This window comes from Pedobacter sp. AC402 (assembly GCF_979252805.1).
Genome location: NZ_CEEDAI010000009.1, coordinates 711312 through 735130, shown reverse-complemented (window position 1 = coordinate 735130; position 23819 = coordinate 711312). Strand labels below are relative to the sequence as shown.

Genomic DNA, 23819 nt, shown 5'->3' with positions numbered 1-23819 from the left:
GTATTAAAGAATTTTCCGCTCCTTAATTTTAACTGCAGGGTTGCCTTGGTTTATTGTGTAAGCTTCAAGATCTTTTGTGGCCATGCTGCCCATGGTAAGTACCGCATGGCTTTTAACCCTCACTCCAGGTCCAACTATAGCACCCGCCCCAATCCACGCGCCTTCCTCTATGGTAATGGGCTTTGTAATTAAATCGAAGCTTGTTTTACTGAAATTGTGGTTCCCCGTCATTAACATGGCCTGCTGCGAGATACAACAGTTTTCGGCAATATGGACGAAATCTAAATTTTCGATGTAACAGTCGGCCAGCCAGCAGTAATTACCGATGGTAAGCTTCCATGGGTATTTAATATGGATTCCGGGCTTAATCCTTACCTCTTTTCCAATTTTTGCGCCAAAAAGCCTTAAGATAAAAACAAGTAATGCACTAAATGGTACCATTCTGCTTTTAAAAAAGAAAACATCAGTAAAATACCATAAAAACTGTTTTATGGTCGAGGCCCCAATCTGAAAATTGCCTGTATTAAAGTTTTTATGGAGCTGAGTCTTGTTCAAATTGAATTAATCTTGTGTTGGCTCTTCTACGGCTTCTACATTTCCCTTGCCTTTAGTGTTTTTTTTGATCCAGAGGTATAACATTACAAAAATGCAGATGTATACAATCACATTAAAAATTTCATGGTGATAGGTGAAGTTTTGTCGTTGAGATTCGAAAAAGCCAAGCAGCACACCCAAGCCGGCAATGCGGCAAATGTTTAAGATATAAATGGTTACAATTCCAATTGCGAGCATTTTAAGGGTCGATTTCCACGGCGCAGGGAAAGCGAGTACAAAAGCAGCTAAAAAACTCATCACACCAAGGCCAAGGCAAGAGTAATTAATCCGGAGGTATGGGCCTGCCACAACCATTACATCAGAATCATTGTAAATGGCATAAAACCCAAAAGCCTTAATAATCCAAACCGCAGGTACAATCAAGGCCGTTTTTAAGCCCTGGATATAGTTTAAATGCTGCGCAAAATAAGCATTGTAAAATCTTGCACCCTCGTTCATTACGCTATTCATAAAGAGGTTGCCCTGACTAAATAAAATATACAATACGAACAATGCAATTACGAATTTAATTGCTTTTTTATCTGCTTGTTTCTTGGCTTGTTTAATCTGGATTTCGTTCATATGCTTATTGCAATTCGGTATAAAGGTATGATTTTTCTTTTTTTGATTAATTACTAACCTTGTTGATCATCAGTTTAATAATCTGTTTATTTTTTTATCCACCAGTTTCCTAAACCAGAGTCCTTGCAGGTAATGAAACTTTCTGGCGGTTTTATTATCCAACATGCCCAATTGGAACACCATCCGGTAGCTGTAATATAAATAGGGGCGTAAACCGAGCGGTAACTTCCACCAAAGCCTTTTTAACCAGGCTTTTTTTTCATCCGGATTGCCCCATAAATTTGGTTTCAAGGTTTGAATCCGTAAGTTCTGCATCCTTTCAACCTCTTCCTGGGCAATAAGCTCGCTATATTTTTCATGTTTTTGCAGCCAGAAATTGATGTCGTTTTCTTTGAGGTTTTCCTCTAGCAAATGCCCGTTCTTCCAGGTAACAGTTTTACCCGGGGCAATAAAACGATGGTCCATATTCTCATTTAAGTCCGAATAACCGATCCCCGTTCTGAACATTTTCAACAGATAAAGCGGGTAGTAGCCACCATAGCGGATCCAGCTTCCCTGAAAATAGTTTTTGCGGTTAAAATAAATCCCGTTAATGTTTTCATAATCTGCATCCTTAAACTGTATAAGTTGCGCAAAAAGTGCCGGGGTTACAACGTGGTCAGCATCCAGTCCGATGGTCCAGGGAGTGGTAATATTGAAGTTTTTCAAAGCAAAATCCCATTGTTTGGGATGGTTGATAAAAGCATGCTCTTTAATTTCCGCACCGTAGGTTTTGGCAATCTTTAAAGTTCCATCCCTGCTTCCGCTATCCAGAATAAATATTTTTGCCTGTAAATCTTTAATCGATTCCAGCAATCGGGGCAGATGAACTTCCTCGTTAAAGGTTAAAATAATAATACTGAATTCGCTGTTCATTAAACCACCTGATCGTAAAGTTTTAAATACCGTTTGGCCAAAACCTGGTCATCAAAATCTTTGTTGATCATTTCTGGTGCCATTTGGCGGATCTTGTGCCGGCTTTCATGATCTTCATACGATCTTAATAACGTTGCTTTAATGTCAATAGCTTTCAAAGCTGATACCCAGCCCAGTTGCCGATTGATAACATAATCTGATAAGCCAACCTGGTTTGAAATTAAAACAGGCGTTCCAACACTCAAACTTTCGATTACCACATTGGCAAAATTTTCATTAAAGGAAGTTAAAACCAGTAAATCATGTTGGGCCATTAATTCGTATTTTTTTTGGTTATCCACTTGCCCAATCCAATTAATACGCTTCCGGAGATTTAAATTTTGGGCTTTTAATTTCAAGCTTTCCAGGTATGCTGCTTTCCCCAAACCCGCAATGGTTAACTGCCAGTTTATCTCCAGTAAGGAAAGTGCTTCGAAAAGCAATTCAAGTCCCTTTTTTTCTTCAATACGTGAAAGAAAAATTAAGCGGAATACCGGCGGATTACCGTTGGATATTGCTAACTGTGAACCGAAAACTGGCTTTTGTATATTTACTAAATTAGGAATTACAGTAATGCTTTTTGGGCTAACAATTTCGAGTATATCTTTCTTTTCGTGCTCACTCGTGGCGTGGATATGGCAGTATTGCAAGAGTTTTTTTCCTATCGATTGATGCAGGAGTTTTTTAAAAAATGAATTGCGGTTGGTTTGGGTGTAAGAAGTTAACATTCCCCTGGGAGAGAGTATAACAGGTATTTTATACCATTTTGCAAGCCAACAACTCAAAACCGAAACCAGGTTCCACCAGGCATGGATATGAATAATGAGTTTGGCGTTTGGCGTTTCAATCTTGTGTATTTTAATATTGCTGTCGCTCTGAACTAAGCTTGCATTCAGTACGATGCGGTGTCGAAGGACTTTTCTTAAACCCCACAATAATCCAGGCGAAAAATGACTGTGATCTTTAGTCCACCGTTTAAAATAGGTTACTTTTACCCCCTCAACCAAAACAGGTTTGCCTATGCTTACTAAGAGTTCTTCATTACCATTGGCATTAGTTGTAAGTACTTCTAATACTGGGTATTTGCCATCCTGAGCGTAGTCGAAGGTTTTTTGTTGAACAACTTCACTTAGCGTTTCACACAATTTACCCACACTTTGTATTGGTCCTCCATAAATAAAGGCGGGTTTATAGGAGGCTGTGATTTGGATGATTTTCAAATTAAATTTTAATCTGTTGTAAAAATCTTTTTAACGCGAAACGGCGGATCAACTCGTAAATGAGTAAGTACATCAATAACCCACCAATGAGTTTATTCAATGCGGATTCAAATAAATAAATTAAAATAAACAAGGGTATAATCATCGCAGTACCAATTAATTTATCAGGGCTGCTGGTCATTACATATTTATAAACAAGGCCTATTAACAGCCCATAGCCAAATAAGCTGATAAACATTCCTGGTACACCAAAATCGATATAGTTTTCAGTCATGTAACCTAAACTGATTGATGCTCCCTGTTCTGTTCCAGCTACATCATACCTGAATATTTCCGAGTCGTTTCAGAATCGTCAATAGCGGCTTTATTTGGGAAGAAAATACGGGGCTGAAGTACCCGGCCTACTGCGTCACCCCATAACCTGCCATGCGTGTGCGGAATAACCCTGGGTACATAGTCGATTGTTGCCGAGAAGAAATCAATATAGGATAAACGGTCAACGGTTTGTTTGAAGCCTAGAAGAGCGATATCATCCTGATTAACTTTCCCAACCAACTCTCCGAGTTTGGATAGTGATTCGCCCGTGGAGCGAATACTGTTTTGGTTCATAGCTCCACCATTAAGGTACTGCCTGTATTCAGGTTTTACGTATTGCCAAAGAATTAAGGCATACATTAAACTTACAGAAACTGCAGCTAGGGGCAATATTTGTTTCGGTTTCAAATCTTTGCTATAAATGATGATCATGCCGCCAAAAATGACTAAAAAGTAGTCTTTGAAGCTGGAGAAAAAACCCGTTAAGCTCATAATCACTTCTGCAACGGCAATAATTATGAATAATTTAAACTGCTTAGTATAAAGGCAGCTCAACATGAAAATAAAAAACACCATCCATTTAAAATCAGCAATCTTGGAGATGGGTTGCTGTAATCCTCCAAACCTAAAAGATCCGTCCGAAATTATGGGGTATAGGATGGTCACAATGATATAAACAGGTATAATCTTTCTTGAATCATATTTTAAAGCATGTTTAAAATAATCTACATCTGCTAAATCGAACTTACGTAATATAACAAAAAGACCTAGTCCGATAGATAGTAAACCAGTGTTACTATAATAAAAGGCCTCTTCAATATTTTTATAGTTTTCAAATGTGCTAGCAAAATCAATTCTTTCAAAATTTGCATAAAATACTTTAATATTAATGGAGAGCCATTGAAGCATTAAACCAATAAAAATAAAAGGCGACTCATTCTTTTTCCATACCAGCGATAACAGGATAAATGGAATAAGTACAGCAAAAATTGTTAATAATGGGTTAGTACTGCTTACAGCATATATTAGTAATATCGCAAGAAATATTTTACCCGATGAATTTATTGATTTGAATTTTTTCAAATTAATTTATGTGGTTTTTATTAGCCTATATTTTTGAACAAATTCTTCGAGTTTGGTGGAGAATAAGATCGTAAATAGTAAAATAACTGCTGTTTCTAACAAATTCAATTTATAGAAGCTACAAAGAGTCAAAACGACATAATGTATCACATATAAAGCATAGCTTCCCCTACCTACGAAATAAAATAAAAAAGTAATTACTGATACTATTTTTTCCAAATATTTTTTAACGCTTACAACAGTTCGTAATCGAAGCACCCAATAATAAAGGCTAACAAGTACTAAACCCTTAAATACTATTTTTAAGGTATCAGATTGTAGAAGTGATGGATCGAGATAAGCAATTACACCTGGGATAAAAATAATAATGAATAGAATATCATTTTTTTTGTTTTGTGAATAATATTGAAATAGCAGGTAACCATAATACCAAACCACGAATAAACTTGCATAACTAAACCATGGCGTGAAATATAAATAATAATTTAATGTAATGCATCCAACTGTTAACAGCATTAGCAAAATTGAAATTATGGTAGAATTGTTTAATGAAAGTTTTGTCAGTAAATAAGAGAATAAAACAAAGAAAACATAAAAAAACATTTCATAACTTAATGACCATAATGGTCCGTTGTTTCCGTATGGAGTAAACCAATGTGCAGTGCTCGAAGGTGTCTGCAAGAATAATAAGTTGCCTAAAAAATTGGTTAAATGATAGGCAGCATCATCATTTGATTTTTCTGTTATCACACCACAGAGAAAAGTGATAAACAAAGCAAAAAGATAAATAGGCATAATTCTTCTTAGCCTTTTATAAAAGTATATTTTGCTTTCAGTTCTATTTGCCGGTGCAAAACCTCTTTGAGCCAAACCTATACAAAAACCAGATATAATAAAAAAAAATAAAACTGCTTCACCATTCAATTCAGAAATAAAATTTATAGTATTCCAAACTGAGAAATTTACAAGGGGTTTAATCTTATGGCTATTAAATACTATAAAATGATGAAAAAGGACGATTAAGGCAGCTAGACCTCTCAATGCATCCAGAATTTTTATTCTACCTTTTGTCAATTGCATTGATTATTGCATCCACTTGTTTCTCTATCGACCAATCTTGTATTATTTTTTGTGAGTAAGCCCCCATTTCCATTAAGTCTCGTGTTAACATCAATTCCAGCTTTATTTTAAGTTCTATTTCATTTTCTGATTCAAATAGATACCCGTTTTTACCTTCTTGTATAAGGTCCTTACCGCATCCAACTTTGTCCGAAACCAATACTGCCTTCCCCGCTGCCATGGCTTCATTTACAGCTAATCCCCAGGTTTCTGCAGGCCCTTTTGAAGGTAGGCAAAATAAATCGCAAGCCTGGTAAATCACCGGCATCGTAAGCTGGTTTTGAAAATCCATAAAATGAATTCTTTCATTACGGTTGTCACCCTGAGTTTGCCGAAGGGCTGTATTTTTAAGTTTTTCTTCCAACTCACCATTTCCTACAAAAAGAAGGTGGGTATTGGAATGATTTAAATTAAGAAAGGCTTCCAGTAAAATTAGAGGATTTTTTTTCTCCTCGAACTTTCCGGCATATAAGATTAAGATTTCATTTTGAGTAATACCCAGATGGGCCCGTAATTTCACTACCTCCTCTTTTCTGCTTTGTCCAAATCGGTCATTATCTACAGCATGTGGAGCATGGATCAGTTTATAATTTGCCACTCCCATAGCTTTAAAATATGCCTTATTGGCTGTTCCCACATAAAACGCGGTATGAATATGGCTATAAACCCAGGTTAAAAAAAATCTTCTGCTCAAGTTCTTTAACCCTGGTCGATCATCCAACAAAGTAGAATCCCCCCTAAACCACACAGGTATTTTTCCTTTAAAATCCCTCATTACAGTTAAATGGCTCTGAAAAGCCCAGCCATAAACCAGTATGGCTGCAGGTTCAAATTGGCCAATTAACGTTATTAAATCTGGATTTTTAATTCCGGAAAAGTGATTATATCCTGGCTTTTTTGCTAGGTTTTTCACAAAAGTATAATTATAGCCCTCCAATAAAGGGATGTCCCATTCTATAGTCTTGCCAAAACCAGCATCGTAATTCAGCCCATCTATTTTACCGGCCGTATAAAACACCATTAATGAACATTGTTTACTTAACAACTCAAATACTTTACTATAGTATTGAATAGGATGCGAAATAACGATGGCCAGCTTTTTCAAATGGTTTTTTTATAATCTAAATTATCCGTTGGCTAAATCTATGATAACAAGTGCTTCGTCTGATGATTTTCAATGCTTAAATCAAATAAATCACATTGTCTTTTAGTAGTTCCTTCTGCCCGGTATTGCTCAAATTCCGTCCAATCAGTTTCTGGCTTAGCTAGAGTATGATCTGCAACACCTTTTAAAAAAGTATATATGGTTTCCATTGCCGTTTTATAATTTAATATATCAGCAACGTAGCCCGCCCTGCAATCTATAAGAGATTGTGCCGCACTGCTTTCCAAATTAAAAATGGCTAAGATTGGCTTCTCCGTCATAATATAAGGATATATTTTTGATGCTGTATAAGCTGGTTTTTCATGGCCGGGTATAAAAAGTGCATCAGCACTTTGCAGGTTAAAAATACTCTCATAAAAAGATATCCTGTCGGTTTGTTCTGTTACATAATCTCCTACACCTAATTTCTCTGCTACGCTAAAAAGTGTTTTTTCGCCACTTCCTAAAGGAGCATAACTGGTGCCAATAAAATGAAATCTCAGTTTCTGAAAGTTCTTGAAATCTTTTTTTAATCCAATTTTAAACCCTTTAAGCAATTGCATTACTGCTTTTTGCATATCAAAGCCCCCTCTGCCAACATATACAATATGCTTAAATGCAGGGCTGTTATCATAAGCAAGTTTAAGTTCATTTTTATGATTCGCCGCAATTTCAAGATCTTGCCTAAATCCACCGAAAGTGATGGTGGCAGTGGGCAGTTTTGCAAGATGAGGATATCTTTTAATAAGATCATCAATATAAGCATCCGATACTGACATTATACCATCAACATCTTTCATCGCCACAGGTTCTAAATATTTATCCAAACGGTAGGAGAACCAATATTTTTTTGGCCTTTTGTATTTAGGTTTATCTTCGTAGTAGTTGGTAAACCAGGGGTCTTGCATATCAATAATGTACGGTATGCCAAATTTCTTTTTCCAATAAGGGCCTAAAGCACATACAGGAAACTGCGTAGTAGAAAAAAAGATAAGATCAAACTTTTCTTTTCTTAATAAACGATTAACATAACTTTTATAAAACCAAAGCGACCTTAAAGCAATACTGCCTAAACCAAATTTATAAGTCAGCTTTTTAGGTAGGGCACTAACCCTGTGAATTTTGATGTGTGCCGGAACGGAATCATTTAAAAGGTAATCGAAAACAGCATCCGTATACTGTTCTCCAACGCATACAATTTCTGCACTCCAATCAAAATCCTGATAAAATGGCAAACTCATCCTTACCCGTTGCATATCTGCAGCATTTGAAGGGACAAAATATGGGGAGATGATTAAGACTTTTTTCAATTTTTGAGTGTATTGGCAATTAAGTTAAGAAATTTTTGGCTTTCGTATTCCCAATTTAATTTATCTTGTCCAAGTTGAAAAGCACGAATGCGATGTTTCAAAAGGAGTTGTCTGTCTGTGAAATAATGATCAAGAATAGTGGCCAGATTTTCGTAACTATCCTTTTTAAAAACGAAGCCAATATCCGGATAATTAGCAAAAAAATCTTTTTGGGCACTGGTATCTGTTGCAATGGTTGCAAGCCCGGATTGAATGTAAGTGAAAATTTTGTTTGTTAAACAGATATCACGGTTTAGAGGCGCGCCGATTTCGGTAGCTAATCCGATATCGAACTGTGCAGCAAAATCTAGCAGTTCGGAGCTTCCAATAGGTTGATGAAAAAAAAGCTTCGATCTACATTTTTCAGCTAATTTAAAAAGATAATCTTTGTATGACATATTGATGTCGCCTAACAGATGTAGTTCAAAAGTATTTTCAGAATGAGATAAGGCTTTAATTATTAATTCTAAACCTCTGCCTTTGCCAATCGTTTGAGAAAACCAAAATAGCTTAATTTCCTTATTAATAATAATAGGGCTTGCATTATTTTTAGAGGGGAAGACGTTATTGATCGTGATTCCGCATAAGTTTTGATAAAGTTTTTCGTATGTTTTATTGATAAGCGGACTGGCAGTTGTTAAATAATCTATCTGATTTATATATTTATCTTCAATTTGCTTCACATTTTTATAATTTAAATCCTGATGATCGTCGCTGTCAATATTCCGATAGAAATCTTCAGCATCAAAACCACATTTCTTGTTATTTTTTTTTGCTAGTTTGACAATCACAGAAAGTGAAGCTAAATTATGACCGATGTATAAATCAGCATCAAACATCCTGGCTTTAGTATACAATAGCCAAGATACACGGTGGTAAACTAAATCAATTGGTAAAATATTCTTAGTAAGCTTGTGGGCCAACCTTGTGAAATAATAGTAGGCTGAGCCATATTTACCACCTACTAATATAAAATCGTCATTTAACGACCGTTGGTGTGATGATGCCCATTTATTCTTTTCTGCAAATAGGACCTTTACATTATATCCGTTGGCTTTCAGTACATGATATTCTTTGAGCAAACGTGGGTTTTGTGCTGGTGGAAAAGGGCTAATTAATAAAATTTTGCTCAAAACTATGTTGTTGGGATGTTATTGGTAAGCATAAGTCTCACTCTAATACATTAAATGAGTTAAATCGTTTTGATAAAATTTGGTTCCGAAAATTATTCAATTAAATATTTCCATAACTGCCGATGCTTTTTCATGGAAATTATACAATTATATAATATGGTGGGATGCTTAATATTGTAAAGAACAAAGAATATCCAGTCGCTGATAGTTGAGTGTTTAATTAAGAACCTACAGTTATTAAATGTTATTGCTGCATATAGCAATACATTAGTTGTCTTTACGGGAGACTGTCTCATTTCGGCCCATATTTCTGCTGCAATAGATTTATTAGGTTTGTTTTTAATAATGAAACTACTCAATAACATAATAGCATGTTCATGCTGTCCTTTGATAGCACTTTCTCGGCTGGTATTTTGTGTAATTGTAAAATTAGCCAAGGGTTTGCTGTTAAATAAAATAGGATAACCAAATTTTCTTTCTCTGAAATGTTCGATATAATCAAATCTAATCGAAAGCGGCAGTACATAACTGTTTAACTGTGTATTTCTAACAAGCATTGCTCCGTTGGAATGTAATGCAGAAAAAGATTGTTTAAAATGTGGGTGATTGATTATTTTTAAATAGTCCGCCTCATTAACAGGTTCAATTGTTTTGTTCATGTTTATTGATTCACCTGTCTTATCCTCTTTCCATAGGTGCATATTGGCCCAGCCCATTTTTGCAGCAGGATGTTTATCCATTATGGTTACCATTTCTGATAGAAATTCGGGTTCCCACCAATTATCATCTTCAAGTAAGCTCACATATGTACAAGATGTATCAGCGTACATCATATTAAAAGTTGCTACGGGGCCTAAATTTTCGTGGTGTTGATGAAAGGAGAACCTTTTGTCGTTCAAATTATTAATAAACTCTTCTGGATATCTATCATTTGGATCGTCGTTATGTACTTCACAGACCCAATTTGTAAATGTTTGGTTAAGAAGGCTTTGAACGGTTCTTTTTAATGAAATATTTCTCCTATAGGTAGGTATAAATACTTTTACAGTGCTCATTTTCTTAAATTGGAATGCAATTTTAAGTTTAGTTTAGCCTTTATAAAAATTAGGTACTTAACTACTTTCCAAGTAAATATTCTACCTATAAATCTGTACCTTACAGGTAAGAGTTCTATAAAATCTATAGCGCTTAATTTACTTATAGCAGCCTCTGCTTGGTTTAAAAGATCTCCATGCGCTGGATAATTGCTATAAACAAATTTTGCAAAGGCCAAAGCTGATACCCTTTTCGTTCTACATGAATTCTCATTAGAAAGCAGCTCCGAGGTAGCTAGTTTTTGAAATTGCCAATAACTCTGACTCTATACCTTTTCTACTTAAAGTTTTAGACAGGCTGTTGTTTTGCCCTGACCTATAGTATAGGATTGCACGTTGACAAAATTTTACATTTTCAGATGAGAGTATTATTCTCGTAAAAAACTCAAAATCATCTATCAAGCTCAGCTTTTCATTCCAAAGGCCATACTGTAGAAGAAGCTTTCGCGGAATTAAGAACATACCTGTTTGAGTCATAGATTCACCATTTTCCCAACTGCTGCAAATCCAGTCAATTGGCCGCATATCTTGCCAGCACTTTTCGGGATTTAGTTTAAATGTTGAGAGCTCATTATTGTAGAACCGCCCCCATTTACTTGATATTATACTTAAAGGGTTGTCTAAAACGATATTGATCTGATCCCATAACATTTCAGCGTTTACAATATCATCAGCATCAAAAAACTTAATAAATTCTCCCTTAGAAATATTAAAACCAAAATTTCTTGCGTAAGCTGCTCCTTTATTTGCTATGGAATAAACCTTTATCCGGTCAGTCTGATAAGTTTTAGCAATTTGTAAAGAGTTATCAGTGCTACCATCATCTACAATAATAAGTTCCCAATTTTGATAAGACTGATTGATTATGCTTTCAATTGCTTCACCAGCATACCGTGAAGCATTATGGAGGGGGATGATTACAGAAACAAGAGGATGCATTAAATGCGAAGAAATTTTGAAAGAACAGCTGATCTGTTGATAATTTTAAATGCGGACATTTTTCCAGGCCGAACAAAGATACCATTTTTTTGAAATGTCAACATAATGATGCAATATTCCCTGTTTTTTGTTTACTAGTTCTTCATCTGGATAAACAATATATTTTTCTGAAGGTGCTGTTGTTGAAGGCTTTTCGCCAATTAGCATTGCAGAAAGTGCTTGCTCTAAGTAATAACTGTTACCAAATTTATACTCTAATTTTTTTGCCCATGATTCTAGGGCTCCAAAATCAATTTCTTCACTTCTAAAACCAAAAGCACCAACATTTATTTTATCTGCTATGCGCGCTGACAATAATTTTTCCATCTCTTCTTTAGGAAATCCATAGGAATTTTGCACATCATAAATATAAAATGGATTATGCGGGTTTTTAAGCCAATTAATTAATTCAGTTGGCTCTTGCCAGAATAACATGTCCGAATCAAGTACCAGGTTATATCCAGTATTACCTACGTGTATATCGGTAATTTTTCGTATGTGCTTATAAACTAGCCGTTTGTGGTGTAAATAAGGAAACCTTTCTTTGGGTAAATGTTTGTTAAGTTTTTTTTCTATTTCAGATGCAGTAACAAACGAACAATTTTCTATCTGTCCTTTACAGTACGAAATCGACTCCTCATTAAAAGTCCCATCATCATAAAATATAAAATGAATAGGATAATGTGTAAGTTGTTGAAGGGTGTGCGCGCAAAAAATAGTTTGATGCCAATATTTGATGCCTGTTAAAAATGAAACATTTAGTGAACTTAAATCTGAAAAAGGCTTTCTTATATAAATCTTCCTAGAAGCAATAATCATTTCCTTTTCAGCCTTAAGCATACGGCTATATTCGAAATATCCGCCAAAACGTTTCCAGGTACTCAATAACGACCTTGGGTTTCGGTATAATTTATTAACTATGTTTTGAAACATCCATATTATATTTACCTATTGGTAAGTGCCTGTAACTGGCCGATAACACCATTGTATTTGATATAATTAGTCGGAGATCTCCACGGACGATATTTTACAAATGCTTTTATTGTTCTCAGCTTCAAAGTAATTTTGTGAAAGCGTTTCCATGGGCACTGTTTGTATTTTATTAAAAAAAATGTCCAGGAATACATAATTCCCTTGTTCAACTTACCCAAGTAGTTTTTGTTAAGGCGTTGGGTTGGAATAACATGCTTCATCTTTAATGCAGGAAAAAATCCGATATCATATCCACTTAAAATTATTTGCATTACAATTTCGTTGTCTCCGCTCGATGCTAAATTATCGGCTGATCTATCGGCAATTTGATATTTATTCTGATCTACTTCAATCAGGTATCCATCAAGGGCTTCCGCTCTTATTGCCATGCCTGCACCTACTGGGGAAAAAGAGCGGATATATTTTCATATCCTCTCCCTGTTTTTGATTTGTTATCAAGATTTCATCACCAAGATTCCTGACCGCCAATAATGAAAAAAAGTTTTTCGCCCAGGCAGGTGGGGGTGTGGTAAAATCTCCTTCTATATTCCCTCCAATGGCACCCATGTTCGGATGTTTGCTAAAGATCGAAATGCAATTTTCTAAATAATATTTGTCTAAAATATTGTCATCATCTACCATAACAATCATTGAGCCCTTACATTCTTTGAATCCTTTTACACGGGCAAAAGTTAATCCTTGGTTTTCTTCGAAAATGATCTTTGCATTTTTTGGTAGTGTAATAGCATGGCCGAAAGGACTTGAAGAATTATTATCAACTACAATAAGCTCCCAATTATTCTGTGGCAATGTTTGTTCTTCAAGCGCAATGATTGTTCTTTGTAAGATACTCACATCAGGGTTGTAAGTAGGTAGAATAACCGATAAAAAACTAATCATTTCTATATTTTATAATTTTGGCAGGAACACCAACGGCTATAGCATAGGGGGGAAGATCGCTTGCCACAACAGATCCAGCTCCGATAATGCAACCACTGCCGATAGTAACGCCACCAAGAATTTTACAGCCTGCACCAATCCAAACATCGTTTCCGATATTAACAGGCAATAGAACATCTGGTTGAGATCTAATCGTTAATCCTTTAATAGGAATAGTATGATTCGAACTCAAAATACAGGTATGCATGGCAATGAGCGTAATCAGTTCCCATTTCTCCACATCGCCATTGCCCAGTAAATTATCACATATTCACCCAAATAAGGTATTTTGGTTTAAAGTTATCTTTCCACCGTATGATTTTAACACACATCCTTTTGTTATTTCACATCGATCTCCGATCATTATCATTCCTTGTTTTCCATTACGAAATCCATTTTTAAGGGAAATTTGAGAACGGAAAATTACTTTTTTACCAATTTTAAGCCCCTTGGCAATGTAATATGCTGTAAAGAGAAGATTACGGATTTTTAATATTGTTGACCTCAATTTTAATTAATGTGTTATTGGTAGTTAGCTATTGTTTTCACCTATGGCTCAGAAAATAAGCAATGCTAAGAAGCAGATCCTGTATCTCTAAAGCTATATTTTAATTGGATAATTCTTAGCCTTATTCTAACTGATTGGGATAAAAATGATTTGGCGATCCGCCAGAGTAAATTGTTGCTTGCAGGCACTTTAAAATGGCACTCTTCACTCAGCATCAATGCACGTTTCGCACTTACATAATCTTTTAATATTATAAGTTCGCTTGATGCCTTTTGAGCTTCAAAGCCCACAGCTTTTAATATCTGTAAATCATTATTATTTGCTTTTTGATACTGTTTTAATAATTCTAACCTTAAAAGCCAACCTAGCTTCTGATTACTGCTTAATGAATTTGCTCTCCGAGTAGAGATTGAAAGTGTCTTTTCTACAATATAAAATTTACACCCTGCCATGGCCAGCCTAACATGAAAATCAGCGTCTTCCCAAATTTTTAAATCCGTTCTGAAACCGCCAATTTTATGGAAGACGTCTTTTTTCTAAGAAGAGACCATTAATACCACCAATAGGATGAGAAATGGTGTAAGCTACAGGACTTACATGAAGCTCTGCATTTTTATATTCCCATTGTATTAGTATGTTGTTTTTTTCATCGTTCCGAATCCACATTGCAAATAAGAACATCTGCATTGTGATGATTTTCATTAATTACGGATGAAAGTTCCTTTAGATAATCAGGGTGTAGAAGATCATCAATATCGTGAAAATGAAACCAATTATTTTTTGCAAGTTTTGCTAAAATATTTCTGGCATTTCTGCGCCTTGGTTTTCATTACCTGAAATTACAGTTTGGTTGTGTTCTTTTAGAATTTGTATAGAATTATCGGTGCTGGCGTCGTCATAAAATAAAACCTCGTCAAATGGTATAGATAGCGCGGCAATATTTTCCAAAAACGGAATGATATATTTTTCGGCATTATAAACAGGTACCAGAAGACTAAACATGCTTCACTAATATTCTTCTGATTTTACGATATATTCTAAACCATACAGACGGCTTTCTCATATCTACATCTGCAAAAACAAGATTCGATTTTGGTAGCTTTATGTGCTGTGATTTAGGTATATGTGGCTTTCTTTTCAACATCAAGCTTTCAAGCAAATCCATCCAGTCAGTTAAATTTTTTTGAGATGAAAAATTTCTTTCGATATATTTTTTTGAATTTGCAGATAATTCAGACCAATAGGGTACATTGGATTTTAACGTTTTGATGGCTGATTTTAATTCATGAGGATGATCGATTAATATTCCCGTTTGATCATTAAAAACAAGTTCAGGAATGCCTGAATCGATTTTTTTACAAATGGGAACAACTCCACATCCCATTGCTTCCATTAGTGCTACCGGTATTCCCTCATAATCAGATAAAAGTACAATGGCATGTAAACTCGGTAAAATTTCCTCAATATTAATAACTAAGCCATGTATAATAACGTTTGAGGGGATCCATAGGTTTGTTTTACTTTTAATATTTCATTCATTTGGGGCCCAGAACCATAAATGTGATATTCTGTGTTTGGGATACTTAAAGCACACTCACAAAATTGAGTTATCACATCTTTAACTTGTTTTTGTTCTTGCACGATTCTTCCGATGTAAGCTACTCGAAATACCTCATCACTTTTAAAATTTGCACTTTTGTGCGATACGGATGCGCCGTAAGGAATTTGCTTTAACGTTATCTGTTTATTTGTTTGATGGACTTTTTTTGTTAATGCTGTCGAAACTGATACCAAAGTGTCGAAATATTGAATATTGGGAGGAGCAACAAATTCGTTGATTAAAGTTTGGTACCACTCATCGTCGTTATGAAGAATACCTACGATCGAAGTTCCGTTTGCAGAAATTAACGCTGAAGCATAAATTGCCGGAATCATATTACCCGGAACAAAAACATCAGGATTTTCTTTTCTAAAATACTTCAGAATCCATTTAATTATATCCTCTGTGTAGTGGGGATAAGGAATAGTTGTGCATTTTACCCCTAATCTTTTAAATATAGGTATGGCTGTACATTGCTGTTCATCTGCCCAAAGAATAGCAATTACCTGTACCTCATATCCATTGGCTAATAATGCTGGTAGTAGCCTTATTAGCCAGGTATTGATGCCGTTTATGATGTTGTTGCCATCATATATACTAAATACAACCTTCAATTTCTATATAACTTTTTTATCAGCGACAGTATTTTTAGCTCAAACATTATTTTTTTCCAAGAGAAATAAGTGAAGGCACCATGTCTATTAATAATTTTTTCATGATCATCCTGCCAGTGTTTTTTAAAGTGTTCATTATAAGTTTTTGCATCATCATGTATTGTTGCAACCGAAAGATAATCTTTAATATAATATGGATTCGATTTCGGGAAAATACGCACCCACAATTCAAAATCCATGCTGCAAACAAGTTCCTCCCATATTGGCTCGTGAATACTTTTATGCCAAAAACAAGAGGGTTGAATTAAGTTAGGTATTCTGATGTATCTTTTAAATTGATACCGGGGCTTCTGTTGATGAAAAACTGCATTGCCATTTACCATCTCAAGGCTATAGCCCCAACCGTAGAAAAATGTTTTATCCTTGTTTTCCGTAATTTTGGTTACAAGTTGAGAAAATGCCTGCCTCAGTATAATAATCATCACTGTTAATCCATCCATAATATTCGCCAGATGCCATAGTTAAGCCTTGGTTGATAGCATGGCTTTGACCATTATCTTTTTTTGAATGCCAGTAACTAATCCAATGATTATATTTTTCTAAAATTTCTCTGCTATTATCCGAACTACCACCGTCAATAACAATATATTCCAGGTTTGGATAGTTCTGTAAAAGGACTGATCTTATTGTTTGTTCTAAAAAAGCTCCCTGATTATAAGAAGGTGTAACAATTGTTATTTTCGGCCAGTCTGCTTTTTTAGTATATATTTTCGGATCGCATTCTTCATTCCATGGCCATCCCGTTTTGCCAATTTTTTCAGGAAGATGCGCGAGCAAACCCGAAGAAGAAAACTTTATTTTATTCAATTTACAGGTACCACTATTAAAGTTTTCACTAGAATATTCAGCAGGCAATAAATTAGTCTTTATTTTCAAAGGGATTGATCTTGGTTGATGTATTTTTTCCAAGTTAGCGGTTCGTATTTATCAAAAGCATGACATCCAAAAGGCAGTTGATTCCCGAGTTTTTTAGGGATTGGGCCGGATTTGTCTCAATTGAAAAGCGAAGCGCAACATCATCGTTGGGCAATTTAAAAAATGGGTAAAGAATATTTCCCCAATATTTAAAGAAACCATCTTCATTATTTTCTCCCCAACGATCTTTTTTATGTTTTAATAACTTTAGCAGGAAATAAAAACTTAATGTCTTTCTTAATGAAAGGCCTCCATTACCAACATTACTAACTTTACGTTTGGTTTTGAATATGGAGTTAAAAAACCGAACGATTTTATGATAGCCCTTTAAAAACTGTATCTCACCATTGTTATTTTCATGTGGTGAATGTGGCGCACCAATAAAATCATAATTCTTTTTACACCAGAATAAAAGTTCATCCTTAAATACATAGGCGTCAAGTTGATAAATCAAGATAAAACGATAGGATAAAAAATGCCTGTAAAAAAAAGATGAAAGCATTAATTTGTTGTAGCCATGAATATTTTCGAAATATTCATTTTTAAATTTTACAATTTCAAATCTAACTTTGTTAATGCAAATTGCCTCATATACTTGAGTTTGCATACTTTCAGGACCTACAAAAATAATGGGATGTTTACTTAGTATATTCAAGCATTGCCTTAAAGAAATAATTTCATCCTTATTTAATTGATTTTTATAAATAGGGATAATTACAGCGACAATATCTCTCATCTTTAAAATGATATTATTCTGAGCAGTTTTTTACATGCAGATTTTAACCTGCTTTTGTAATAATCCATTGGTTTTGGTATGAGTATTTTATACCTTTCAAATTTATCGGCTTTGCGGTGTAATGAAATATTAAGCGGATGTTTAATGTTTATGATTTCATATTGTGCCATTTTTGACTGATTGGATGCTTCATCATGGGTATGCGTAGCTTTTGTTCCGAAGCCAATATTAGAAATTGTATTCTTCCAAGGTATTATACTTAAACCGTCGTTTTTCCATATCCAATACATCCACTGGTAATCCCAGGCATCGAGTCCATTAACAATAATACCAAGATTATATTTCCAAAGCTTGCGTTCTCTTTTTTATTGGCAAAAGTTTTATCTACTACCGCTGATCTATTCTCATTTGTTTCGGTTTGAATCGAATAATTATATTCATTCCATGCCCTACGCCAACTGGCCCAGCCCCACACGTGAACATATTTAGAAAAATAGTATGAATTTTCATCCAAAGGCTCTGCTTGATAGCTAGTTCCACAAATCATTTTAATATTATCTTTGTGGCGGTATTTAATTAATAGGTCTTCGCAATAATTAAAAAAGCTCTCATTCGGCAAACAATCATCTTCTAAAATGATTCCCTCATTTACCTCGTTAAAAAACCATGTTATCGCATTTGCTGGTCCTTCGCCACAGCCAAGATTTTCATCACGGAACAGCGTTTTTAACTCGCAGTCCCAATTAATTTCTTTAATAATTTCCCTGCATTTTTCACAAAGCAGTGCTTCAAAGGCATCCCTTGGCCCATCTGCAGCTATGTACAGGTATTTGGGCATGCGTTTTTTCACTACATTAAAAACCTGCTGTGTTTCTTCGGGCCGGTTAAAAATTAGTAATAAAATAGGAACTTCGTACAAAGTAGGATGTTTAGGACATTAATATAGATTGTACTTTTAATTTAGTATACGCCAAAAAACAAAATAATCGATCGCTGAATTGCAGGGGCGATGTTTTGCTCAACGCTGCTTGTTGTATATATAAACGGGCATTTAAAAAAGATGAACCAAATATTCTTCTCCCAAAATACTTTAGTAGCAAAGCACCTCTATCTGTATGAAACTTATAATCTTCATTCATGGTGCTTTGGCCACCAACATAAAAATTGGCAACAATTAGGTCTATATAACGGAAGTTACTATTAGCATAACGCCTAGGTTAAAATCAAAATCGGCATTTGTAATATATTTTAAATTAAATAGACCATTTTTTTCAAAAACCGATCGTTTAAAAAACATGGCCTGATGGCAGATATTCTTATCGATAAACTTCTGTATGGTGTATTCGCCATCAAAAATTACATTGTCTAGATTCCATTGGTTTTGTCCCCGCATAATCACATTACCATATACAACTTCATCAGTATGCTGTTTAATGCTACTGGCTACAACATTAAGTACATCCTTGCTGTAGAAAGTATCATCACTACCCAAAAAGTATAGCCAGTTGCCATTCGATAGTCCAATACCTTTATTCATTGCATCGTATATCCCTTTGTCTTTTTCTGTGATAAAATTAATACACGAATGTTTGTCTTTATATCCGGCTAGTATCTCGAGGGTATTATCTGTTGATTCACCATCAATAAACCACACCTCATAATTTGAGAAATCCTGGTTCAATATGCCAGAAATACATCGGTTTAACGTTGCCGATGAGTTAAAAGTTGGAACAATAATTGAAAAAAAGGGATTAATGTTAGTAGGTTGAAAAACTATTAATATTTAAAATTTTGTTTGCTGAAAATATAGAAAATAATGGAACATTACCATAAAAGGATGCCCACTGATTAAAGGTACTTGGAGGCCCTATGATGTAATTACAAGCTGCAAGTGTATATAAATCAACCATCGGATGATTTATATTGTGATGAATGTTAAATTGCTGATACGAAGTGGTGTCGATATCTTCATTCGAGCATATTATGAAACAGATTTTTTTTTGCTCATAGTTCATAGCTAAAATAAATTCTTCCATTTTTTTGATATACACGTTGTCAGCATAGTAAAACTTCCCCTCCTCCCATGCCAAATAATCTCCTCGTCTAACATGTACACCAACGATGCAATCATAATTAGCTCGTAATGTGTTTATTATGCTATTTACTTTTGCCGCAAATATGGGCTGCGGTTTAAAAAGTGACTTTAAAATAAACCTATGCTTTTTCAAATTTTCTTCATCCCTAAAGCACCAACCGTAGGTAACTACAACATTGTTTTTAGCCAATTTTTGAAAATCGGCATTTTTAAGGTCATAAATTTTCTGTTGGGACTTATGTATGTCAATATACCTCACCTTAGGCAGGGGTAATCTATAATTTCTTAAGGAGTAACGTATTACTTTATCTATAAATTTATTTTGTGTTATTTTTATACGGATAGGGTAATTTAAGATAAATTGATTGTCTTCATTTTCAAAGTAGTGAGCATACTCTTCAAAATATGGGTAAATAAGCGAGTAATTAAATTCAATCGCATTTGCAATAAAATAACTGAAATGAAATAAACGGTTACATAATTGTCCGTTTCGATCAGCTACAATAACCATTGGCTTTTTTTAAAAAAAGTTTAATTCCTCTCACATTTGGGTTCATACTTTTATATTTTTTCCCCCCTACTAAGTAAAGGAACAAATTCTCCTCCTCGATTAAAGTTTTAAATAAGGCGAGTTTTAATATAGAAGTCAATAAGAGCTTCGTTTTCTTTAATGTATTTGTGGTTTTTAAATTTCTAAGTATTGTATATAGCTTAAGTACATTGTAAGCTTGATAAAAACCTTCTTGCAGATTTTTATTGTAGGTTTCTGTTAAACGCTCCTCAGCGATAAAATGTTGGAACTTTAATGCTTCTAAGTAAAAAAGTCTATAGCCCATTATGATAAATCTCATGCACATCTCAGAATCCTCACCGGCAGTTAAATTTTTTCCTTTCCTACCTGTTAGTATTGAAGGGAAATTTTGAAAAGCAGCAACATACAAACTTTTTTTTATTACAATCCCGCTGCCCCACAAAAATTCTCTTGCAGTAACATCGCCTGATTTTGCGCCCTGTTTTCCAACAGCATAATTAGATTTTGCATTTTCAAACCATGAAGGTAAAGGCATTGTGGATATAGCCGTACTTTGCCCACCCAATGCACCTATCTTTGGATTGTTCGATATGGTTTGATAGGCAATTTGAAGATATTCTTTATCAAGCCAATTATCGTCATCACAGAAAATAATTACATTAAATCGTGCCTCTTTTACTCCTCTGTTTCTTGCGAAAGTTAATCCTAAGGTAGGTTCAGTAATTAATTTAAATGATTGGCATGTTGTATTGTATTTTTGCCACTCATTTTGCGCAATAGTTACCGTATCATCAGTTGATGCATTATCTACTATTATAATTTCCCAAGGTATTTTTAAGGATGTTTCTTGTTGCGCGAGATAATTTAATGTGTCAGATATCCGTTTACTACTGTTAAAACAGCATATGATCACAGTTATGCCATCTGTTGTGTTAATCATCTTTTCAATGATTTAATCATGTTTTTTAATGAAGCTATAAATTTAGGGTTATTGGCTTCATATTCGATTTTCTTTTCCAGCCAATAATATTCATTCATTTTATTTTTAAGAAGTTCAGGGTGAATATAACGATTAACAATTTTAGCTTCACTCAGTCCGTATCGAACTATGTTGTTTTTTGTCGTATAAATTAACATATTCTGCTTATACCACCAATCAACATTTGGATTTTCCCAAAATATAGGTCTTAGAATATCAACTGGATAAAACTCCTTTTCGTTAAAAAGTAGTCTCCAGTATTCTGGCCATTGCTCATTTATATGGTTTTGACCACCTTGGCCAGGTATGGCGGCTGAGAAAAGTATCACGTCGCTATTGCTGGTTAAAGTTTGAATTAGTTTATCCGCTGCGTCTTCAGGTAGATGTTCTGCTACTTCCAGGCAGATGGCAAACGCAAATTTTTCTTTAAGTAAAATAGGCTGCGTCAAATCGTATTCCAAAAATTCTTCCTCACTTATTTCCATTATTTCTTTTGAAGCCCTATTTCCATCAATTCCTAAGATTTTTTTTACTCCATGTAGTTTAGCAACTTTTAACCAAGTGCCCAGCCCACAGCCAATATCCAATACTGATTCAGGTTTTAGCATCTCATAAATAAAAGGAATAACCACCTCAGCTGCATTCGTGTTATGCAAGCTCGTATGGTGAATGTAGTTTTTCATAATATTAAATCCAGTGCCAGTTGAGTTTATAATCTATAGAGTGTGGAAATAGCTGTTGATGCTCAAAACCGCACCAATATTTTGGAGCTATTATTTTGGCAGCCTTTATATTCAGAAATCCTCCCCACCAAGAAAAACTGCTATTAGATAAAACAAGATAATCGGCATGTTGTATTAATTGAAAATCAACGATAGCACAATTAGAAAGATAGATAAATTCACTTTCGTATTCCCTGAATTCTTCTTTTACAAAATTAATATCATCGCTTAAAATATAAATTTTATACTTTTTAACGATCGTGTTTTTAATCTGCGCAATAGCATCAACAAAATATTCTTTATTTATAGCGATTTTCTTTTTCATTATTTTGTTCGAAATATGTTGTCAAGTAATCACCTCTTCTGATATGGACTACAATTGACGCATCGTCTTTCATAAAATAATCTGAAGGATTTATAGCGTACTTAGTCTTAATTTGAAATTGTTTTCTAATTGATTCAGCTTCATGTTCAAAATATTGAAGAGATTGAAAATAACCAGAAATAATTGACCAGTTTCTCGATTTTGCAATTTCCAATGCAGGGTTGGAACTATCATCCAAAGTTATTTCCTTGAATATTGACTTATATATTCGCGCTATTAAATTGCTTGTTCGAGGTACATTTTTTAACCACCTCATCATCCTACTCCATAACGGAAAATTTACCTGGAAATATTTTGATACAAGATATTCTTGCTCGGAATCTTCAAAAAAGAATGTCGTACCCATTTTTTTTGCAATTGAATAGGCAAATGCATGTTGAAAAAGCTGATTTCCCAGTCTGCCGGAAAGTTTAATACCTATCATTTTTTAAAGTGAAAACAGCCACAACCCCATTCTTGTTGATCTGCCAGTTCTTTCGATGCGTTATTGATAATACTGTCCCGTTCAAAACTGTCTGGTATAAGCGAAAACTCAATTAGTTTCAAATCTGCGAAATAAGAAGTTATCTGGTCATAAGAATATATTCTGTGTGCATTAAATACTATTTTAGGTTTTCCAATAGGGGTTACGATCAGCAGAGAGCCTTCTGGTGCTAAAACGCGTTTTAATTCACTGATCGCTTTTAGGTCGCCATCATAATCAATAGGATCGCCGTAGCGACCCAATCCAATATGTTCAATGGTATGCATGCAGGATAAGGATACAATACTTTCAGATTCAAAGGGTAAATCAGTCAAATCAGCGTGATTGGAAGAATAATTTTCCAATTTTACAATCGCAGGTCGGTAATCGTAAAAATCTGTAGGTACAAAAGCCGAGATTATTGTAGAAAAATGTAATATCGAGGAAACGTCAGTGTGCTTTAGAGGTTTGTTCTTCGCAATTATTCTAGCTGCCCAAGCCGGGTGGTAGGTATAATGTGGTTCTATAACTGTATTTGAACTTTTGTCATTTAAATAAGCTTTAATGCTAGGATTATCTTTAAATCTTTTTACAGTACCGCCAGCACTTTCATTAAATTTCTGGAAATCGCTTTTAAAATCTTTAACCAGTAAACGATTGTATTTGGCATTGAAGTACCCTTTAACAAGGCTCAATTTTCTAAGTTTGGATCTGATATTCATTTTTGTAGCACG

32 protein-coding genes are annotated in these 23819 nt (G+C 34.6%); all 32 read right to left on the bottom strand.

Annotation, left to right across the window (positions count from 1 at the left end; all coding sequences use genetic code 11):
- Positions 1 to 3: 3 nt before the first annotated feature.
- Positions 4 to 555 carry a WcaF family extracellular polysaccharide biosynthesis acetyltransferase gene (locus AC0IWE_RS14130; RefSeq protein ID WP_471793538.1) on the bottom strand — a complete coding sequence of 184 codons (552 nt, stop codon included), beginning with the start codon at positions 553 to 555 and terminating at the stop codon, positions 4 to 6.
- Positions 556 to 561: 6 nt separating this feature from the next.
- On the bottom strand, positions 562 to 1176 hold the full coding sequence (gene xrtY / locus AC0IWE_RS14125) for an exosortase Y (protein ID WP_471793537.1): 615 nt from the start codon (positions 1174 to 1176) through the stop codon (positions 562 to 564).
- A gap of 69 nt (positions 1177 to 1245) precedes the next feature.
- Positions 1246 to 2091 (bottom strand): glycosyltransferase family 2 protein, encoded by an 846-nt coding sequence (locus AC0IWE_RS14120; protein ID WP_471793536.1) that lies wholly within the window; start codon positions 2089 to 2091, stop codon positions 1246 to 1248.
- Positions 2091 to 3350, bottom strand: coding sequence for an XrtY-associated glycosyltransferase XYAG1 (locus AC0IWE_RS14115; RefSeq protein WP_471793535.1), 1260 nt, complete (start codon positions 3348 to 3350; stop codon positions 2091 to 2093). The genes AC0IWE_RS14120 and AC0IWE_RS14115 overlap by 1 nt, the downstream gene beginning before the upstream one ends.
- Position 3351: 1 nt before the next feature.
- On the bottom strand, positions 3352 to 3624 hold the full coding sequence (locus AC0IWE_RS14110; protein WP_471793534.1) for a hypothetical protein: 273 nt from the start codon (positions 3622 to 3624) through the stop codon (positions 3352 to 3354).
- Positions 3625 to 3662: 38 nt separating this feature from the next.
- Entirely contained in the window at positions 3663 to 4748 is a 1086-nt protein-coding gene (locus tag AC0IWE_RS14105; RefSeq protein WP_471793533.1) for a hypothetical protein, read from the bottom strand.
- 6 nt (positions 4749 to 4754) lie between these two features.
- Positions 4755 to 5828: an acyltransferase family protein gene (locus AC0IWE_RS14100; RefSeq protein WP_471793532.1), complete on the bottom strand. Its 1074-nt coding sequence runs from the start codon at positions 5826 to 5828 to the stop codon at positions 4755 to 4757.
- Positions 5809 to 6642, bottom strand: a complete 834-nt coding sequence (locus AC0IWE_RS14095) for a glycosyltransferase family 4 protein (protein ID WP_471793531.1) — start codon at positions 6640 to 6642, stop codon at positions 5809 to 5811. Before AC0IWE_RS14095 ends, AC0IWE_RS14100 begins: the two co-directional genes overlap by 20 nt.
- A gap of 368 nt (positions 6643 to 7010) precedes the next feature.
- A complete protein-coding gene (locus AC0IWE_RS14090; protein WP_471793530.1) occupies positions 7011 to 8321 on the bottom strand; it encodes a glycosyltransferase in 1311 nt (436 codons plus the stop codon).
- Entirely contained in the window at positions 8318 to 9493 is a 1176-nt protein-coding gene (locus AC0IWE_RS14085) for a glycosyltransferase family protein (protein ID WP_471793529.1), read from the bottom strand. The genes AC0IWE_RS14090 and AC0IWE_RS14085 overlap by 4 nt, the downstream gene beginning before the upstream one ends.
- Before the next feature lie 92 nt (positions 9494 to 9585).
- The gene (locus AC0IWE_RS14080; protein WP_471793528.1) at positions 9586 to 10548 is read right to left on the bottom strand and encodes a glycosyltransferase family 2 protein; all 963 of its coding nucleotides are present in this window, start codon (positions 10546 to 10548) and stop codon (positions 9586 to 9588) included.
- Positions 10549 to 10800: 252 nt separating this feature from the next.
- On the bottom strand, positions 10801 to 11526 hold the full coding sequence (locus tag AC0IWE_RS14075) for a glycosyltransferase family 2 protein (protein ID WP_471793527.1): 726 nt from the start codon (positions 11524 to 11526) through the stop codon (positions 10801 to 10803).
- A gap of 45 nt (positions 11527 to 11571) precedes the next feature.
- Positions 11572 to 12450 carry a hypothetical protein gene (locus AC0IWE_RS14070; RefSeq protein WP_471793526.1) on the bottom strand — a complete coding sequence of 293 codons (879 nt, stop codon included), beginning with the start codon at positions 12448 to 12450 and terminating at the stop codon, positions 11572 to 11574.
- 59 nt (positions 12451 to 12509) lie between these two features.
- Positions 12510 to 12926 (bottom strand): hypothetical protein, encoded by a 417-nt coding sequence (locus AC0IWE_RS14065; protein WP_471793525.1) that lies wholly within the window; start codon positions 12924 to 12926, stop codon positions 12510 to 12512.
- A complete protein-coding gene (locus AC0IWE_RS14060) occupies positions 12901 to 13437 on the bottom strand; it encodes a glycosyltransferase (RefSeq protein WP_471793524.1) in 537 nt (178 codons plus the stop codon). Before AC0IWE_RS14060 ends, AC0IWE_RS14065 begins: the two co-directional genes overlap by 26 nt.
- The gene (locus AC0IWE_RS14055) at positions 13430 to 13717 is read right to left on the bottom strand and encodes a DapH/DapD/GlmU-related protein (protein WP_471793523.1); all 288 of its coding nucleotides are present in this window, start codon (positions 13715 to 13717) and stop codon (positions 13430 to 13432) included. The genes AC0IWE_RS14060 and AC0IWE_RS14055 overlap by 8 nt, the downstream gene beginning before the upstream one ends.
- Before the next feature lie 332 nt (positions 13718 to 14049).
- A complete protein-coding gene (locus AC0IWE_RS14050) occupies positions 14050 to 14436 on the bottom strand; it encodes a hypothetical protein (protein ID WP_471793522.1) in 387 nt (128 codons plus the stop codon).
- A gap of 64 nt (positions 14437 to 14500) precedes the next feature.
- A complete protein-coding gene (locus tag AC0IWE_RS14045) occupies positions 14501 to 14686 on the bottom strand; it encodes a hypothetical protein (protein WP_471793521.1) in 186 nt (61 codons plus the stop codon).
- Positions 14687 to 14776: 90 nt separating this feature from the next.
- Complete coding sequence (locus AC0IWE_RS14040) at positions 14777 to 14986, bottom strand: glycosyltransferase family 2 protein (protein ID WP_471793520.1); 210 nt, start codon at positions 14984 to 14986, stop codon at positions 14777 to 14779.
- On the bottom strand, positions 14979 to 15440 hold the full coding sequence (locus tag AC0IWE_RS14035) for a glycosyltransferase (protein ID WP_471794045.1): 462 nt from the start codon (positions 15438 to 15440) through the stop codon (positions 14979 to 14981). Before AC0IWE_RS14035 ends, AC0IWE_RS14040 begins: the two co-directional genes overlap by 8 nt.
- 17 nt (positions 15441 to 15457) lie before the next feature.
- Positions 15458 to 16198, bottom strand: coding sequence for a glycosyltransferase family protein (locus tag AC0IWE_RS14030; protein WP_471793519.1), 741 nt, complete (start codon positions 16196 to 16198; stop codon positions 15458 to 15460).
- Positions 16199 to 16615: 417 nt separating this feature from the next.
- Entirely contained in the window at positions 16616 to 17167 is a 552-nt protein-coding gene (locus tag AC0IWE_RS14025) for a glycosyltransferase (RefSeq protein ID WP_471793518.1), read from the bottom strand.
- Between the two features lies 1 nt (position 17168).
- Positions 17169 to 17909, bottom strand: coding sequence for a DUF5672 family protein (locus AC0IWE_RS14020; protein ID WP_471793517.1), 741 nt, complete (start codon positions 17907 to 17909; stop codon positions 17169 to 17171).
- 2 nt (positions 17910 to 17911) lie between these two features.
- Entirely contained in the window at positions 17912 to 18199 is a 288-nt protein-coding gene (locus tag AC0IWE_RS14015) for a hypothetical protein (protein ID WP_471793516.1), read from the bottom strand.
- Positions 18169 to 18828, bottom strand: coding sequence for a hypothetical protein (locus AC0IWE_RS14010; protein ID WP_471793515.1), 660 nt, complete (start codon positions 18826 to 18828; stop codon positions 18169 to 18171). The genes AC0IWE_RS14015 and AC0IWE_RS14010 overlap by 31 nt, the downstream gene beginning before the upstream one ends.
- A 261-nt stretch (positions 18829 to 19089) precedes the next feature.
- Positions 19090 to 19644 carry a glycosyltransferase family 2 protein gene (locus tag AC0IWE_RS14005; RefSeq protein WP_471794044.1) on the bottom strand — a complete coding sequence of 185 codons (555 nt, stop codon included), beginning with the start codon at positions 19642 to 19644 and terminating at the stop codon, positions 19090 to 19092.
- A gap of 22 nt (positions 19645 to 19666) precedes the next feature.
- Entirely contained in the window at positions 19667 to 20515 is an 849-nt protein-coding gene (locus tag AC0IWE_RS14000) for an alpha-1,2-fucosyltransferase (protein WP_471793514.1), read from the bottom strand.
- Positions 20499 to 21476 carry a glycosyltransferase gene (locus tag AC0IWE_RS13995; protein WP_471793513.1) on the bottom strand — a complete coding sequence of 326 codons (978 nt, stop codon included), beginning with the start codon at positions 21474 to 21476 and terminating at the stop codon, positions 20499 to 20501. Before AC0IWE_RS13995 ends, AC0IWE_RS14000 begins: the two co-directional genes overlap by 17 nt.
- On the bottom strand, positions 21473 to 22198 hold the full coding sequence (locus tag AC0IWE_RS13990; protein ID WP_471793512.1) for a class I SAM-dependent methyltransferase: 726 nt from the start codon (positions 22196 to 22198) through the stop codon (positions 21473 to 21475). Before AC0IWE_RS13990 ends, AC0IWE_RS13995 begins: the two co-directional genes overlap by 4 nt.
- A gap of 4 nt (positions 22199 to 22202) precedes the next feature.
- Positions 22203 to 22562, bottom strand: a complete 360-nt coding sequence (locus tag AC0IWE_RS13985; RefSeq protein ID WP_471793511.1) for an alpha-1,2-fucosyltransferase — start codon at positions 22560 to 22562, stop codon at positions 22203 to 22205.
- The gene (locus tag AC0IWE_RS13980; RefSeq protein ID WP_471793510.1) at positions 22537 to 23046 is read right to left on the bottom strand and encodes an alpha-1,2-fucosyltransferase; all 510 of its coding nucleotides are present in this window, start codon (positions 23044 to 23046) and stop codon (positions 22537 to 22539) included. Before AC0IWE_RS13980 ends, AC0IWE_RS13985 begins: the two co-directional genes overlap by 26 nt.
- Positions 23043 to 23807, bottom strand: coding sequence for a DUF268 domain-containing protein (locus tag AC0IWE_RS13975; protein ID WP_471793509.1), 765 nt, complete (start codon positions 23805 to 23807; stop codon positions 23043 to 23045). The genes AC0IWE_RS13980 and AC0IWE_RS13975 overlap by 4 nt, the downstream gene beginning before the upstream one ends.
- Positions 23808 to 23819 lie beyond the last annotated feature (12 nt).